This window comes from Paenibacillus melissococcoides (assembly GCA_944800085.1).
Taxonomy (GTDB): Bacteria; Bacillota; Bacilli; order Paenibacillales; family Paenibacillaceae; genus Paenibacillus_B; species Paenibacillus_B melissococcoides.
The window spans coordinates 106207-122405 of sequence record CALYLO010000005.1; the positions used below are offsets into that span (position 1 = coordinate 106207).

Here is a 16199-nt window from a genome sequence, read left to right on the forward strand (position 1 = left end):
GTTCAATAGTTCAACTTATATAGTTGTTGACTAACTCGAACTAATTCGTCATCTGTAAATTTACCTTTTTCATTTGCGATCCTGATTAATTCTTGCCTAAGTCCATTAACTTTATTTAGTGCATCATCACAGCGCACAATGGTCTCTCACCTCACATCACAGTTCTTGATAATGGGGTTATGTATAATAGGGGTCGTAGGAAATACCATTAAATTCAATTGAAGGAAACGGAGGGGAAACTAGAGTAAAGGGCAGATAATTTTCTGCCCCTCCTCATCAAACCGTACGTGAGTTTTTCCCTCATACGGCTTTCCGATGTTCGTCATTCATGTGCGTGCAGATTACAGGAGCGTTTTGAGTCCAAATTGACTGGTCAAGATTTTAATCTCGCGGAACGAACTGATCCATCTTCTACGTTGGCGTTTCTTGGCGTACCATCTTGCAAACCTTTGCAAGATGTACCAATCCAATTTTGCCATCTTACGCTGACTGTAATAGCCGTATAGTAGTAATTCCTCCATCCCTGAATCTTGGGATTCAGCCAGTTCACAATGCTCTAATAATGACTTATGTCTCATGTTCGGTGGAGCCAATCGTTCCTTAACGACTTCCCGGATGCGTTCTTCCGCTTTCCGGTTCAACGATTGCTGCGTGATGTAGTACACCCGCCCTTTGGAGGTTTCAGCCTTCGTCTTGCGATGATGCATCCCTAGAAAGTCGAAGCCTTCTTCTCCTGTCCAAAGACCGACAATGCGTGTTTTGGTCGGATGCAAGGTGAGTTCGAGTCGTTCCATAATCGCACGGATCAGCTCGTAGGCTCGCTCTGCGTCCTTCTTTGTTTTGCACACAACCACGAAGTCGTCTGCATAACGCGTAAGTTCTCCAATCCCGCCGCCATGTCGTTCCCACAGAATGTCAAAGTAGTTTGTAGATGTTCGCTAACAGCGGAGAAATGACCCCGCCTTGCGGTATTCCTAAATCTGAGCGCCTCACCTTTCCTTCTTCCATTACTCCCGCGTTTAACCACTTCCGTATTAACTTCAAGATGCGTCTGTCGCTGACTCGCATTTCCACAAGCTTCATAAGCTTCTCTTGATTAATGTTGTCGAAGTAGCCTTGGATGTCGACGTCGACCACCCAATTGCCTTTACGGTTGCATGCCTTCCGGATTCGATCGAGCGCTTGCTTCGCGCTTCTCTTCGGTCGGAACCCAAATGAGGATTCCTGAAAATCCGTTTCAAAGATCGGTTCTATGACCAGCTTCGTTGCCATCTGTATGACGCGGTCTCGGACAGTGGGTATGCCGAGCGGCCTTTGCTTCCCGTCTTTCTTCGGGATGTAGTGCCGTCGAACAGGCTGCGGATGGTAGTTGCCTTTCTTAAGGATGCGGTGACATTCTTGCAGGAAATGATTCTCTCCCTGCTTCTAGATGTCCGTCAATGTTTCGCCGTCCACTCCCGCTGACCCTTTGTTGGCCGCTGCCGCTCCAAGTTCCAGGCAACTTCCTTGGCCTTCGTCCATAACCACGGGACTCGGCATCCTCTCTTCCCTCTTGCGAGGCCTTTTTGATGACGCGGCAGGATTCACTTTATGTTACGTCCTGGTATGTCGCTCGCCCTGTCTCCGACAGGTACTTTCGTCGATACGCTTCTACGCACAGATTTCGCCGTACACAGGTATAACAGTTTGTGCTTGTGAGACATTGTGAGCGTCCCAAGTGAGTGCCGCACCGCTCGGGACGAGTCAACAGACTCAAGCACGACGCGGCAAAGGCGCGAGATGCGCTAGGCACCTTGAAAACCAGATACACCAAACATGCGCGACATAAGCAATATATTCGTCTGTGCATGGGATGTTGTAATGCCGTACTTATGTACGAGACTTTGAGGTTGAACTATGGCAACAGCCTACGCTATACGGTTCATGCCCAACAAGGCGAGAATGTCACGGGGAAGCTACCATTACCAAGCTCCCGAACTCTAGTAACGTCATTGCATGACAAGTCTGATGTTTAGATAGAAGAGAACAGTCATTTTGTATCCAGTTTCTTGCAAAAGCACAGCATGCCGCTCAATAGATGAGCGGCATGCTGCACACAATTATTTATTCCGTTGTCATCGCTTGAACGACGAGGTGGCTGTCAACGTATTGCTTGAATCTCACGATCTTCCCGTTCTCCAGCTCCCATACATGGACGAAGTCAGCCCGGATGGATTTTCCCGTTGCCTTATAGACGCCGGTATAGATGCCTTCCGCAATCACGATTTCCTTGCCCTTCACCTCATGATACGTATGCACGGTGGCCGTAAAGCCATCCCATTCCGTACCGAGGCGTTCCAATACATTCGCCTTGATGCTGTCCACGCCATAATAAGTGCCCCCATAGGGATATCCTGCGGCCTCGGTCCACTCCGTGCGGTCGCTCAGAGCGGCCAGGAGATGCTTGGGGCCGTCATAGGTACGGCGGATAATATCGACATTCTGCGGTTGATTAGACATAGTCAGCTTTCCCTTATTGATGGAACTTCACGACATCTTCGAACGGCAGGAAGCTGCGCTCGCCCGGCTCCTCGTTCGGCTCGCCGAACGGCATTTGCGCGATCAAGCTCCATTCCTGCGGAATCCCCCACGTGCGCTTCACTTCTTCATCGATAATCGGGTTGTAATGCTGCAGGGAGGCGCCGATCCCATCCGCTTCCAACGACATCCATACCGCATATTGCAGCATGGCGCTGCCTTGGTGGGACCAGAACGGGAATTGCTCCTTGTAGCTAGGGGCATTTTCCTGCATCCGTTGAATCGTCGCTTGATCCTCGAAGAACAAGATCGTTCCCGAGCCGTCGCGGAAGCCCTGGAGTCTTTGGACCGTCGCTTCAAAATTCTCGGCCGGTACCCGGGAACGAAGCGTCTCCTTGACGATATCCCACAATTTCTCATGCTCGCCGTCCATCAGAACGACCATGCGCCCGCTTTGCATATTGAACGAGGACGGAGCATGCAGCGATGTCTTCAAAATCTCGGCGATGCGCTCCGAAGTAATCGCGGCATTATTCGTCACTTTGCGGATGGAGCGGCGGTTGATGATAGCGTCTTTTAATGTTGCGGCAGTTGTCATAGTGAATTCCTCCAATGTAATAGGTGTAAGTTTAATGCAGGTAAAAATTGATATGATTAACAATGCCCATCAATACTGCATTGCAATCCTTCGACCGATGGAGCTGGCTCCTTGGATGCTTCCCGCTCAATGGCCTGAGCCAACCGCTCTTTGCTGGCCAGTCCCTGAATGACCTGGTCGCCGATAATGAAGGTCGGCACGGCCGTAATGCGGGCTTCCTCATAGGCATGCTTGATCGCCGCCTGGTGAGCTTCCCGGTATTTGCGGGAGACAAGAGCCTCGCGGAAGGCGCCGGTGTCCAGCTCCACTTCCCCTGCCAGCTTCGTCAGCACGTCGATATCTTCAATGTTCTGCTCCTCCTGGAAAAAGGCGGCGAACACGCGATTCATATAGGCGTTGCCTTTCCTCTGCTCTTTCGCAAATTGATATCCTTCAAATGCCAAGTAAGTATAAGGATGCGGAGAAACGCGAGGCAAGCGCATGTCAAGCCCAAGCTTCTCGGCAGTCGGCAAAATAAAGGCGTCCCATGAGCTCAGCTTATCCGGCTCGTTCCAAGGATCGATCTTCGGATAAGGCGCCGGGCGCAGCTCAAATGGCATCCACTCTACCTCGACATCCTTCTCTTTCACGATCTCGTCCAACGGACCTTTTCCCAGATAGCAAAATGGACATATAAAATCGGAATAGGCTTTGATTTTCACCGTCATTATCGTTCCCTCCCCTTCTGAACATTCCGTGATGTAACGACATTAGTTACAACTAACTGAAAAAGAGCAGCCGACATTCGCGGCTAGATGTAACCATTATAGTTACAACCCATTAAAAAGTCAACCTCTTCATTTTTGTAAAAATACGATGAATATGTATTACATTTAAACGCATTTTTTTGCAAAAATAGCCCCCTTGAATCTTGAAATTTTGACACTTGCGCTTTAAAGTGTTTATGTAGCCTATTTATGGCATATTCCCAAAAAATTGAAGGAGGAACTTGTTGATGATCGAATTTTTAAGGAGGAACGTGTGGGCATCCGTGCTGCTTTTGGTAATCCGCATATATGTGGGCTACACCTGGATATCAGCAGGCATTCACAAACTATTCGCCGGAAGCTTTGATGCGAGCGGATTTTTGAAAAGCGCCGTGGCGAAAGCCGGCGGAGAAAGCCCCGTCGTCGAAGGCTGGTGGGCGTCGTTTCTGGAGCATGTTGCGCTCCCCCATGCCAATATTTTCAGCCTCATGGTGCAATGGGGAGAGCTTCTCGTAGGCATTGGACTTATCCTGGGCGTACTGACCCGGACCTCCGCTTTCTTCGGCATCGTGATGAATACGTCGTTTCTGCTAAGCGGCTCCATCAGCATCAACCCGGTGATGATGCTCCTAACGATGTTCATCCTGGTCGCCTATACGAACGCCGGCCGCTTCGGTCTCGATCGCTACTTGCTCAGCAAGCTGAAGCCGGCTCGAAGCCAATCGCCTCATTACGCCGCACCATCGGCATAATCCGATCACGAATTTCCATGACAGGCGGCCATTCCACCTCAGACCCTCTTTTCGGCGCATAGTTTAAAGCGTATATATTCCTGTCAAAGATAAGCCCATCATACCATGCGCGTTTACACTCATCCAGCCATAACCGAGCGATGCCCGTGAAGGAACACTTTGATCGCAAAAGTGAGCTTCTTCACGGGTAATTTTATGAACGCAACGAGCGCTTGATTCCAACGTATCCGCCATCTTGGTGTCGGGAGCCCTATTCGGCATCTTTCTGTCCCCCTATGCGGGCAAAATCATTGACAGCTTTCATCCCAAGCGAATCTTGCTGTTCAGCGGAATCATCCGAATGCTCTCCATCGCGTTTATGATGTGGGCCATTTGGAGCTCCAACGTCTGGTTTATGGTTGCATTATTTGGATTAACTTTGATGCTGCGCATGGAGCATGCTCCCCATCCGCATACGAACAAGAACCGTCAAAAGCCGGCCTTTTCCGAGCTGTTTCAACTCATGCGGGCAGAGCCTGCCTCGCTCATTATACAAACAAGCCGGCTGCCCGATACAAACACGGTGCCGGCTAGGTTTGATTCAGATGTTATTGCTGGACTGCTCGATATTTTGCGCAGCGGCCGCTTCCTTTCTTTTGAGATACCTTTTGCGAAGCAGCAGGAATACCACAATAATCGGGACGGCGATAAAGAAAATGTAAAGGGAGACCTTGTGAACCATCCCTTCCGCCGAACGGCCATAGAGGTAGAACAAGATGCCGATAGCATAGAACTTGACCGCTCTTCCCAAGGCAGCATACGCGATAAGGCGCCATAACGGGAAGTTGAGGCAGCCGGACAATATCGTGAACACTTTAAACGGAATCGGCGTGAACGAACCGATCAGAATGGCCGCCTCTCCCTTCTTCTTGAACATCGCGGTGGCGGAATCGACCCATTCCTTTTTCAGAAATTTGTACATAATGGAATGGCCGAGCCCCTTGCCGATCAGATACCCGATTGGCGTGCCGAGAAGACAGGCGATATAGCCGATCGTCGCCAGCCATAGCGCATTGGACGGATCGAGCAAGCTGAGCGACACCTGCAGGAAAAAAGCGGGTATCGGAAAAATAACCGCATCGGCGAACGCGTGGATGAACAATCCCCAGGCTCCATAATTCATAAAGAAATCCATGATTTGCTGAAACATACTTTGCTCCTATCCGGAAACCCACTTATTTATGCTGGCATCCTTCCCCGCCCTTTCCTTCCTCTCTATTGGCTCTATTTGGATGGAAAGGGGAACAAATGTAACCTGACGCGGATCCGGGGCGATCGAATGAATAGACGAATCAGGAAGGCGGTTCCCCTTCATACTGACTACTGACTATGATTTTTCCCACAGATCCGATCCTGATATGGCCGGCATGCCAGCTCTATTTAAAAATAACATTATCGCAGCCAGAAGAGAACCGTTTTTATGTGAAATGGTCATGCGCCGCATGGCAGTCGCTATCCCCTGCCCTTTGCGGTACAATGACTACAATAGCAACTTTTTCTGAAGTCCGAATAAAAGAAATGTGAAAAATTATGAAGGCACCACCTGGCCCCGTTTCACAATTCTTCATTATCGCTTTATTCTTTTTATAGTTTTTTCGCTTACAGTAGTATAGGAAAGGATAGCTGCAAAGTGAGGAAGAATAGATGACCAAGCCATGCGTATTAATTGCCGATGATGATAAGGAGATCGTCGATTTGATTGCGGACAGCCTGGAGGACGAAGGCTTTGCCACCGTCAAGGCCTATTCCGGACAGGATGTATTGGAGCTGACGAAGGACCGCTCCTATGCGCTGCTGCTCCTTGACATCATGATGCCGAACGGGAGCGGGATCGAGATATGCCGCGCCATTCGGGACCGGGTAACGGCTCCGATCGTGTTCATCACGGCCAAGAGCCGCGATCTGGATAAGGTCGTCGGCTTCGAGATCGGCGCGGATGATTATATTACGAAGCCGTTCAGCATCGATGAACTGGTCGCCCGGGTGAAGGCCCATATCCGAAGAGACCATCGGAGCCAGGCGCGCCGGCAGGAGCGGATTTACGGCAATCTTATCATTGATAAAGACACCTACGAGGTGATCAAGGACGGCGTCAAGATCGATCTGTCGACCAAAGAATTTCAAATCCTGTCTTATCTTGCCGATCATCACAATAAAGTGCTGTCCCGGGAGCAAATCTATGACGCCGTATGGGGGCAGAGCGAATTGGGCGATATGAATACCGTCACCGTACATATCAAAAATATTCGCAACAAAATCGACCCGGAAAACCGGCTCATTGTTACGGTCTGGGGTGTAGGCTATAAATTTACGGGAGGACTGGCTCCTTGAAATTCAGCATCAAAACGAAAATCGTCCTCGCCTTTTTCATCGTCGCCCTGCTTAACGGCGCTTTCGCCTTCGGCTATTATCAATTCTACTTGGCGGATAAGTTCATGGAGAGCACACAGATCATCGGCAAGGAAAATGCTCAATACCGGCAGCGGCTCATCGAGAAAGTGGTGGCGCTGTATCCCGACGAGAGAGCCATCGCCGCCTTGATCCGGACGGAAGCCGACAATCAAGGCATTCAGATGACGATGACCGATCTCGATGGCCGCGACATCGCGGCTGCGGCGGAACAAAGGGAAGGCAGCGCCCTGTTCCAAACCAAGGAAGTCGTTCGGATTCAGGGCGAAGCCGTCTATCTGATCGACTTCCAATACCCGGACTGGTACGAGCAGGTGAAGCCGATGAAGAGCCTGCTGCTGGTCATTGCCGTGCTCGTCATCTCGGTAATCGGGCTCATTTTTTATTTGCAGAACCACATCGTCAAGCCGCTCACGATGCTTCATACCTATATGAAGACGTTCCATTTCAAAAATATGAAGCTTCCCAAGCTGGAGCGGCGCCAGGACGAGATCGGCGAGCTGATGAAGGATTTCGCGGAAATGGGACAACGCCTGGAAACGTCGCATAACGAGCAGGTCGATATGATCGCGGCCGTCTCCCATGACATCAAGACGCCGCTCACCTCCATTATCGGCTATGTGGAACGGCTGTCCGGAAGCAAGACGCTGACCGAGGCCAAAAAAGAGGACTATTACCGGATTATTCACCTGAAAGCGAAAGATATCGAGAAGCTGGTCGAGGATTTCTCCGCCTTCAGCGACATGGAGCATGAGACGCTCAAAATCGCGACGGAGCGCATTCATGTGCGGAGCTTCATCCAGAGCATCTGCACGGAGTACGAGGAAGAGCTGCAAGCGCATCAAGCCCGGCTGGAATGGACCTGTCAGGTGCCTGAGGATGTCCATGTGGAATTGGATATCAAGAAAATAAGACGGGTGTTTGCGAACATCGTGCATAACGCGCTTATCTACGTCAGTCCGCCGGTTCACCTCCGGCTGAGCTGCGATCTTCAGGACGGCAGCCTGCGCATCGCTTTCGAGGACAATGGCGAAGGCGTGCCGGACGAGGAGCTGGAACGGATATTCGACAAGCTGTACCGGGTCGATCCATCCCGCTCCCGCGCCGGCGGCGGCAGCGGACTGGGTCTGGCCACATGCAAGAGCATGATCGAAGCTCACGGCGGCAGAATTCATGCGTACCGCAATCCGCTGGGAGGCTTGGGAATCTATTTCACCCTCCCGCTATAGCGGTTCCGCTCCCTTCCCTTCCGCAAGCGCGGACAAGGCAAGAGGCTGTCCTATAGGCAGTGCGCCAAGGATGCGGGACAAGCCGGGACAACAGAGAATATAGAAGCGGGAAGGCGGCGGCGGGAAAAGCAGCGGAAGATGGAGGAGGCAGTGAAATCCTGCGTCAATGCAGGAATTTACGCCATTTGAACCGATATTTTATAGAATTCCTGTAAAATCACAACTTTTCTGCACTAGCGTTGCATAGAACCTGACATGAAGAAGACTTTAAACTCCAGATACGGAACTAATAATCATTATTTATATATATTTACAGTTTCTTTTTTCCTAGCAAAGCCAAAAGTCGATCTCCTACTAAACCATAGGAACATGTTACCATCAAATGTTAATATGCCATTATTACCTATTTAATCACCACTTTAACGGTCTTACATTGCTTTGGGTGTTTTCGTGGTCGACCACCCTTTCGTTTCTTCCGCCTGCCCTTCGAGTGCTTGGTTGGTTTGCGGTGCAGTGCCATCAAAAATTGATCCCACGTTTTATTCATATAGACCCGAAGCAGCTTTAGAAATGACCATAGCGTTTGAGTGGTGTCAGCCTCCTTCCGGACCAACATGACTAAACCATATGCGATGAAGGCTAAAAAAATCTGGTTCCATACTGCCTCTGGATGGAAACTGTACAAATGGACTAAGCTCATATGTTGCTTCATCCATTTAAAGAATAATTCAATCATCCAGCGGCGCCGATAAATCTCGCAGATTTGGGCTGCGGACTTATCCCAGACATTCGTAAGCACACGGTACTGGCGGTTCTTCTCATCGGTATACTCCACTAACCGGAGCTGGGCTTCTATCACATGGCCTTCTTCATCCTTGTAGCTCACGATCACGTCAGCATCACGCACCACAGGCGTCGTTTCATCGATCTCGTGCTCGCAGATGATCGCCGTCTTGTTGCTTTTCTTAATGCGTGCCACGAAGCGTAGATTATCATCCAGCCACTGCTTATAGTGACCATATGTGATGTACCCGCGATCCAAAACATGAATGGCATCTTTATCGATCACCAGATCCAAAGCCACTTCGCTGTCAGCAACGCCTCGTGTGGAACAAACAATGTTTTCGGGATAGACGGTATCCGGGTCGCAAACAGCAAGTTTGGTGTGGATCTTTACCCCGTTGCTGTGTTTGGAGCAGTAGGCCCATTTTCCAGCGACATCAGGGAGTGTAAGTACCGTTGAATCGACAATGCTCAGTTTCCCGATGCCGGGGATACCCTGCTTCGGATAAAGTTGTTGCAAACGTTGTGTCACTTGAATCCATAGCTGCTGCAACACCGGTAAAGGCAACGCTCTGAGTGTACGTACGAGTTGGGAAGCGCTAATGGATTTCAAGTGGATCGCCTGCTGCAGCTGTTCGTTCGCACGCAACGCGTTGCAGATATCTTCGAGGTCCGTGCGTTTATTCAATTGAGCATCAATGAGTAGTTTGATCGCTCTCACGAGTGTAAACTTTCGTCGATAATTGAAGATTGGGAATTCGTCGTCCGAGAGCTGAATCAAATTTAGGCATTTACAAATGACGGTCTGATCTGGTATATTACCCATGGTCTTTTCTCCTTTTGGTGAGGGAATGGGTAACATGCCTATCCTTCAACATTAGGAGATTTTTTTATGAGTTACCAGATATAATCGATCAATAAATTGAAGAAAAAGTAATTAATGAGAAATATATTTTTCATGTCAGGTTTGGTGCAAGGCTAGTGACTTTTCTGGCGATTTTTGCTTACTATCTATTGTATAGGCTGTAATTCATGCGGTTTTGCAGGAATGCCGCATATTTTAGGGAAAATGCCCCAAGCCAACGGCTTCGCAAGGGCGCAACCGCCAGCATCCCCCGAGATGCCGGCGGCACGTCTCCTTGCCAGCGCCTATCCGGTCCGCCCGCCGGTCATTCCGGCGCTACTCTACGCTGCATCGCCCGTAAAAATATCCCTGTATGCGATTCCGGGCAGGCTGCGATTTCATCCGGCGTTCCCGCGGCCACAATATTGCCGCCGGCCTCTCCTCCGCCCGGGCCGATATCAATGACCCAATCGGAGCCCCATATGAGATCCAGGTTATGCTCCACGATGATGACGGTGTTGCCGGCATCAACGAGCCGGTGCAGAAGCACCTCGAGCTGCCGCACATCCCTGGGGTGCAAACCGGTGGAGGGCTCATCCAGCACATACAGCGTATGATGCTTCGCCGGACGGCTGAGCTGGGCCGCCAGCTTGAGGCGCTGCGCCTCGCCGCCGGAGAGCGTGCGGACCGACTGCCCCCACTTCAAATACCCGAGCCCGACGTCACAGAGCAGCTTCGTCGCCGCGGTGATTTTCGGAAGATCGCCAAGCAGCTCGAGGCTTTCTTGAATCGTCATATCGAGCAGATCGGAGATCGAATGACCCTTGTAGGTGACTTGCAGAATCTCGGGCTTGAATCGCGTCCCCCGGCAGGAGGGGCATCGCACTTCCAGCTCCGGCAGAAAATGCATGTGCACCGGCACGACCCCGAGCCCTTGGCACGCTTCACAGCGCCCGCCCGCCGTGTTAAAGGAGAAGTGCTTCGCGGTCAGCTTGCTGCGCTTCGCTTCCGGCAATCCGGCATACCAATTCCGCAAATGGGTATAGACATCGGTATAGGTGGCGACATTGGAGCGCTGCATACGGCCAAGCGGGGACTGATCGACCGTAACTAACTGGCCGACCGTTTCCCAACCGGTGATGCCGCCGCAGCCGGAGGGCTGCACGTTTTCCGGTCCGGAAGCGGCCAACAGCTCGAACAGCAGCGTTGATTTCCCGGAGCCCGACACCCCCGTTACCGAAATAAGACAGCCGAGCGGGAACGATGCCGTAACATGTTTCAGATTGCGCAAATGAGCGTCGCGGACCATCAGACAGCCGCCATTGCCCGGTCTGCGTCTGATCGGGGCGATGCGGGCCCCCTCCTCGCGGAAATAAGCGCCGGTGACGGAATCGGGATTCTGCATCAATTCCTCCAGCGTCCCCTGACCGACCACCTGACCGCCGAAGCGGCCGGCTCCAGGCCCCATATCGATAATATGATCGGCCGCCCGCATCACCTCCTCGTCATGCTCGATGACAAGTACCGTATTGCCCATATCCCGCAGTTGCTCCAGCACCTGAATCAATCCCCTCGTATCCCGGGGATGGAGGCCCGCAGTAGGCTCGTCCAAAATATAGAGGACGCCGGTCAGCCCCGATCCGAGCACCGACGCCAGCCTCAGCCTCTGCGCTTCGCCGCCGGACATGGTGACGACCTGCCGGTTCAGCGTCATATAACCGAGGCCGACATCGATAATGCGCTTCACGCGCACGGCCATGTCATGAATGATATCCTCAACGACGAGGAATTGATCCGGGGCGATCCGATCGCGAAGCGCGTTCATCCACGCCAACGCCTCGGCCAGGGGCCAAGAAGTCACGTCGGTAATCGATGCGCCGCCGGCCAAGACAAGCCGGCTCTCCTTCTTCAATCGGGCGCCTTCACAGCCGGGGCACACCTGCTCATAGAAGAACTCGGCGCCGCTGTCGCCGCCTTTCTCCCGATACCGCCGCCATATCCCCGTGACGACGCCTTCGAACTTGCCCTCCCGGACCGTCTTGGGCGGCTTCACGCCGGGGAAATGCCTGGAGAAGGCTTGGCTCTCCGCCCCGTGATAGAGCAAATCCCTTTGGACCTCGCTATAGTCCTTGAGAGGCAGATGCTCGTCGAAGGCGAATCCATAATGAGAGGCGCACGCCTTCAGAATGTTCATGTTGTAGTCGACCAGTAAATCGTACCAGAACTTTACCCCGCCGCCGCGCAAGCTCTGTTCTTCATCGAACACGGCCTCCATGTTAAGCGTCAGCGTATGGCCCAGCCCGTCGCATACTTCGCACGCGCCTTCCGGCTTGTTGAACGAGAAGTGCGACATCGTCAATGCATCGGCCGCATGTCCGCAATGACGGCAAGCAATCGCCGCCTGCGATCCGTAGGCCTCCTCGTCCTGCATGGCGATTTCCCGCTCCCGATCCTCTTCAGCGTAGGAAGGGGAAATCACCGCTCCGCAGGACGGGCACGGCCGCTCGCCAACCTTGGCGAACAGAATGCGCAGCAGCGTATAAATATCGGTTACCGTCCCGATGGTTGACCGGGGGTTGCGGTTCGTCACATGCTGCCCGACGCTGATCGATGGGGAGAGGCCCTCAATGGAATCCACCTTCGGCTTGCTGATCGAATCGGCCACCATCCCCATCGATTCCATATACTGGCGTTGACATTCCCGCTGCAGCGTATCCATCGCCAAGGTCGACTTCCCGGAACCCGACGGACCGGTCACGACCACAAGCTTGAACTTCGGAATCTCCACTGAAATGTTGTTCAGGTTGTTCTCTCTAGCGCCCTTGATTTTCATATGCCCTTGCAAATGCATTCCTCCTTGCGTGTTGATTTCATTCTCCATTCCGGACTTGCGACAACGTTCATGCAAGTCCTAAAGTTGAACGAAATCGATGCCTGCCATACTGCGGTTCAAATGGCCTTAGGCCGTCAACGCAGCTTTAAGCTTTTGCCATAATGTTGGGGAGAAATAATCCTGTTAACAAGAGAAACTGCCTCACAAGTCGTGTTTCGCTGCGGGAGCCGATCCCCAACCTCTGTAAAAACAGTATCGCCTTTTGCCGGATACGCCCAAGTATTCATCATTTCATTTCTTTGATGTGACGCATCCCCATAAATAAAGGCATAATCGCACCGGATACCCGGCCCATAAAGGCCCCTTCTGTGTTCCGTACAATAAAGAACCATTGTCAGCCAGATCATCGTAGATGCGCCTATTCCCATCGTACAGACGGCAGTGACAAGCAAGCCTAACATGAGCATCGACTGCGGCTTCACCTTTTTGGCGATCCCCATGATGGCAATTCCGCCGGCCAACATGGCCGCCCCATTGGTCATAACCAGCCACTGCAGAAATGGTTTGTCCTGCCCCAATTTCTCGATGACAAGAAAGATCTCAAGCGGTTGGGTCAGTCCTGACGCCAATCCGACAATCTTCATTTATCCTCTCATTGTCAGTGCATATCGCCACGGTCATGACATCCCCTTGCAGGCCAACCCGGTCGATGACGGGCTCCTGCGGGTCATATAAATGCTCATACTTGTATGCTTCGCGAAGATGAGCCAGGGACCGGCAAATCAGAATGGACAAATCAAGAACGCGATGGAGAGGCAGTTCCTCCGATGGCCTTGACCCTTTGTCTCCCGTGCTTCTCAGTACCTTGGCAGAAATGCCGGCTTTCCTCTTTCGTTCCATCGAGACAAACCTAAGGAGAGGCCTTTTACATCCGTGTTTCGGGCGAATCATCCGTCAACCTGCTCATAGTTTTCTGACACGGCAACAGGCTTGTGTTTTAAAGAAGTTGGAACAGCATGGGCCGGGAAGGCAAGCCCCGCATCATGATGAGCATCGATGCGAGCGAGTTCTGGCTGAGCGCGATGCTGCACGAGTTCGGGCATGCGGCCTACGACAAATATATCGATCCGTCGCTCCCGTTCCTGCTGCGCAAGCCTGCCCATACGCTGACGACCGAAGGGATCGCGATGCTGTTCGGAAGAATGACGAAGCAGTCCGAGTGGATTAAACGGTACATTTTCGCGAATTGCCCGCATGCCGCGTTCATGCAGGAGGAAGGTTCGATTGAGCGGGCCCTGCGCCGGGATATGCTGGTCAGCATGCGCTGGTACCTCGTGTTCACCCTGTTCGAGCGCGAGCGGTACGAGCATGCCGGCAGCGGGAAAAAACTGAATGAGCGCTGGTGGCAGCTTGTCCAGCGGATTCAGCATCTCCAGCCGCGTTACTTTGTAGAGCAGTTCGTCCGCCATTCACGCGCGCGACTTTCTTAACGGAGACAGAGAGGCTGACCCATAGGCAGTGCACAAGGATGCGCGGCAAGGCGGGACAACAGAGAATATAGAGGCGGGAAGACGGCGGTGGGAAAAGCAGCGAAGGATGGACGAGGCAGTGAAATCCTGCGTCAATGCAGGAATTTACTCCATTCTATCCAATATTTTATAATATTCTTGCAATAGTACATCTTTTTCCGCTGAATTCCACTTACTATCTATTGTATAAGCTGAAATTCATGCGGTTTTGCAGGAATGCCTGTAACAGAGCAGACGTCATAAGGGAAAACTGCATTTTGGCAGTTTTTCGGCAAGTCGAGCGTTAAGATCAAGGGGGGGCTGTCTCACTGCAGCTAAATACTACTTTTGGGACAGCCCCTCTTCTCCAGGTGAATACATGCGATGGTAGATTCCCATCTGCGCGACATCTCTTGCAGCCAGTATGTTGGCGGGCACCGGTTCATCTTCCCTGCTCAGCTTCAGCAGAAGCCAGAGCAGCGAATCGTCCAGGTAGGCCATCATCTCTCTACTCCTCCTCCTAGAAGGCTGCCGCCGTCTTCATTGCGGCCGCTATGCCTTGGTCGATCATGCGCTCCCGATGCTCCGGATATTGATCATGCCCTTCCACGATGACGGTAACGATGTCTTGTATGCCCAACAGCTCCAGGTTATGCCTCATCCAGCTCACGGCCATTTCCTGCTCCGCCGCGGACCGCTGGAATAGACTCCCCCGCGGGCATTCAGCAGCGCGGCCTTTTTGCTGCCAAGCATGCCGACAGGACCTTCGGGCGTGTAACGATAGGCGATGCCCGGCTGGCTCACATAGTCGATATACGTATGCAGAGCGGCAGGAACCGTCAGATTCCACATCGGAAAAGCAAACACGATCTTGTCCGCTGCCACGAACGGATCCAGAATACGCATAACGCGGCCGACCGCTTCCTTTTCCGCCAGGGACAGCTCTGATCCTTTACGCCGTTTGGCCATGCCGTTCAGCATCACATCGTTATAATAAGGCAGCTCCTCCTGGTACAAATCAAGCTCAATCACCCGATCGGACGGATTGGCTTTTCGGTAAGTATCCAAAAACGCATGATATAGCTTTACGTTTACGGATTGATCGAGGGAACGGCAGTTGGCTTTGACGAATAAGACTTGATTCATTTTGACATTCTCCTTTTGCGCATCTCTCATACTTGGACTTCCTTGGACTTCCCTCTTCAGCATAACAAGACTCCGGACGAAGCGCGTCGGCAGGAAGCCGGGGACGAGCCTACTAAAAAAGCCCGATCGATGATCGGGCTTTTCTACGACTTTGGATGTAGTTGTCACTCTGCCAATCCCCGCTTGACCGCGTATACGGCCGCCTGCGTCCGGGCGTTCATCCCCAGTTTGTTCAGCAGATTGCTGACATGCGTCTTCACGGTTTTCTCCTTAATGTGGAAAGCGGCCGCAATCTCCTTATTGGTTCGGCCCCGGGCAATCTGCCGCAGCACCTCCACCTCGCGGCTTGTCAGCAATTCCAGCGGCGGTTCGCCGTCCTTCGGCGCTTCGTCCTGCTGTGCCGAGAGATGCGACATCAGCTGCTCCGTCACATTCGGATGAAGCTTGACCTGTCCCCTATGGACGTCGATGATGGCTTGAACCAGCTCATTCGGCATAATATCCTTCATGACGTAGCCGTTCGCGCCGGCCTGGACCGCAGGCACGACGTAATCCTTGTCCACGAAGGACGTGAGCACGAGCACCTTCGTGTCCGGATGATGCCGGCGGATATGCCGGGTCGCCTCGATGCCGTTCATCTGCGGCAGCATCAGATCCATCAGCACCACGTCGGGGCGCAGCGCCTCTACCATCCGGATCGCGTCGGTTCCGGTCATGGCTTCGCCGACGATGTCAATGTCCGGCTGCATCTTCAAAAAAAAAGTGAAGCCTGCGCAGCAAGACCGCATAATCATC

General features: G+C 52.3%; 15 protein-coding genes and 3 pseudogenes. 4 read left to right on the top strand and 14 right to left on the bottom strand.

Annotated features, from left to right (window positions below; all coding sequences use genetic code 11):
- Positions 1-2: 2 nt before the first annotated feature.
- The 6 genes from OCY70_RS36210 to OCY70_RS18225 form a co-directional block, all read right to left on the bottom strand.
- Positions 3-137 carry an aspartyl-phosphate phosphatase Spo0E family protein gene (locus OCY70_RS36210; RefSeq protein ID WP_213431070.1) on the bottom strand — a complete coding sequence of 45 codons (135 nt, stop codon included), beginning with the start codon at positions 135-137 and terminating at the stop codon, positions 3-5.
- A 204-nt stretch (positions 138-341) separates the two neighbouring features.
- Positions 342-854 carry a hypothetical protein gene (locus tag OCY70_RS18205; RefSeq protein ID WP_261945079.1) on the bottom strand — a complete coding sequence of 171 codons (513 nt, stop codon included), beginning with the start codon at positions 852-854 and terminating at the stop codon, positions 342-344.
- 61 nt (positions 855-915) lie between these two features.
- The gene (locus OCY70_RS18210) at positions 916-1404 is read right to left on the bottom strand and encodes a reverse transcriptase domain-containing protein (RefSeq protein ID WP_306433988.1); all 489 of its coding nucleotides are present in this window, start codon (positions 1402-1404) and stop codon (positions 916-918) included.
- A gap of 699 nt (positions 1405-2103) precedes the next feature.
- Positions 2104-2499, bottom strand: coding sequence for a nuclear transport factor 2 family protein (locus tag OCY70_RS18215; protein ID WP_213431071.1), 396 nt, complete (start codon positions 2497-2499; stop codon positions 2104-2106).
- A gap of 13 nt (positions 2500-2512) precedes the next feature.
- Entirely contained in the window at positions 2513-3115 is a 603-nt protein-coding gene (locus tag OCY70_RS18220) for a nitroreductase family protein (protein ID WP_213431072.1), read from the bottom strand.
- A 56-nt stretch (positions 3116-3171) separates the two neighbouring features.
- Complete coding sequence (locus tag OCY70_RS18225) at positions 3172-3822, bottom strand: DsbA family oxidoreductase (protein ID WP_213431073.1); 651 nt, start codon at positions 3820-3822, stop codon at positions 3172-3174.
- 284 nt (positions 3823-4106) lie between these two features.
- Here OCY70_RS18225 and OCY70_RS18230 point away from each other — a divergent pair, with 284 nt between their 5' ends.
- Positions 4107-4613: a DoxX family protein gene (locus tag OCY70_RS18230; protein ID WP_261945080.1), complete on the top strand. Its 507-nt coding sequence runs from the start codon at positions 4107-4109 to the stop codon at positions 4611-4613.
- Positions 4614-5193: 580 nt separating this feature from the next.
- On the opposite strand, the gene OCY70_RS18235 is transcribed toward OCY70_RS18230, so the two are convergent.
- Positions 5194-5802 (bottom strand): YqaA family protein, encoded by a 609-nt coding sequence (locus tag OCY70_RS18235; RefSeq protein WP_213431075.1) that lies wholly within the window; start codon positions 5800-5802, stop codon positions 5194-5196.
- Positions 5803-6296: 494 nt separating this feature from the next.
- Here OCY70_RS18235 and OCY70_RS18240 point away from each other — a divergent pair, with 494 nt between their 5' ends.
- Complete coding sequence (locus tag OCY70_RS18240) at positions 6297-6983, top strand: response regulator transcription factor (RefSeq protein WP_213431076.1); 687 nt, start codon at positions 6297-6299, stop codon at positions 6981-6983.
- Positions 6980-8290: a HAMP domain-containing sensor histidine kinase gene (locus OCY70_RS18245; RefSeq protein ID WP_261945081.1), complete on the top strand. Its 1311-nt coding sequence runs from the start codon at positions 6980-6982 to the stop codon at positions 8288-8290. Before OCY70_RS18240 ends, OCY70_RS18245 begins: the two co-directional genes overlap by 4 nt.
- Before the next feature lie 403 nt (positions 8291-8693).
- On the opposite strand, the gene OCY70_RS18250 is transcribed toward OCY70_RS18245, so the two are convergent.
- The 4 genes and pseudogenes from OCY70_RS18250 to OCY70_RS18265 all read right to left on the bottom strand — a co-directional run.
- On the bottom strand, positions 8694-9899 hold the full coding sequence (locus OCY70_RS18250; RefSeq protein ID WP_261944490.1) for an IS4 family transposase: 1206 nt from the start codon (positions 9897-9899) through the stop codon (positions 8694-8696).
- Positions 9900-10242: 343 nt separating this feature from the next.
- A complete protein-coding gene (gene uvrA / locus OCY70_RS18255) occupies positions 10243-12762 on the bottom strand; it encodes an excinuclease ABC subunit UvrA (RefSeq protein WP_213431054.1) in 2520 nt (839 codons plus the stop codon).
- 298 nt (positions 12763-13060) lie between these two features.
- Positions 13061-13385, bottom strand: a pseudogene (locus OCY70_RS18260) (MFS transporter); the annotation flags it as partial.
- Positions 13378-13808: pseudogene (locus tag OCY70_RS18265) on the bottom strand (DUF6530 family protein); the annotation flags it as partial. The pseudogenes OCY70_RS18265 and OCY70_RS18260, both read right to left, overlap by 8 nt.
- Here OCY70_RS18265 and OCY70_RS18270 point away from each other — a divergent pair.
- A complete protein-coding gene (locus OCY70_RS18270) occupies positions 13767-14240 on the top strand; it encodes a hypothetical protein (protein WP_261945142.1) in 474 nt (157 codons plus the stop codon). The pseudogene OCY70_RS18265 and the gene OCY70_RS18270 sit on opposite strands and share 42 nt — an antisense overlap.
- 360 nt (positions 14241-14600) lie before the next feature.
- Here OCY70_RS18270 and OCY70_RS18275 read toward each other — a convergent pair whose 3' ends face one another.
- From OCY70_RS18275 to OCY70_RS18285, 3 genes and pseudogenes are all read right to left on the bottom strand, one after another.
- Positions 14601-14762, bottom strand: a complete 162-nt coding sequence (locus OCY70_RS18275) for a hypothetical protein (protein WP_213431056.1) — start codon at positions 14760-14762, stop codon at positions 14601-14603.
- A 16-nt stretch (positions 14763-14778) separates the two neighbouring features.
- Positions 14779-15404, bottom strand: a pseudogene (locus OCY70_RS18280) (FMN-dependent NADH-azoreductase).
- Positions 15405-15568: 164 nt separating this feature from the next.
- The gene (locus OCY70_RS18285; protein WP_306433987.1) at positions 15569-16198 is read right to left on the bottom strand and encodes a response regulator; all 630 of its coding nucleotides are present in this window, start codon (positions 16196-16198) and stop codon (positions 15569-15571) included.
- Position 16199: the final 1 nt, after the last annotated feature.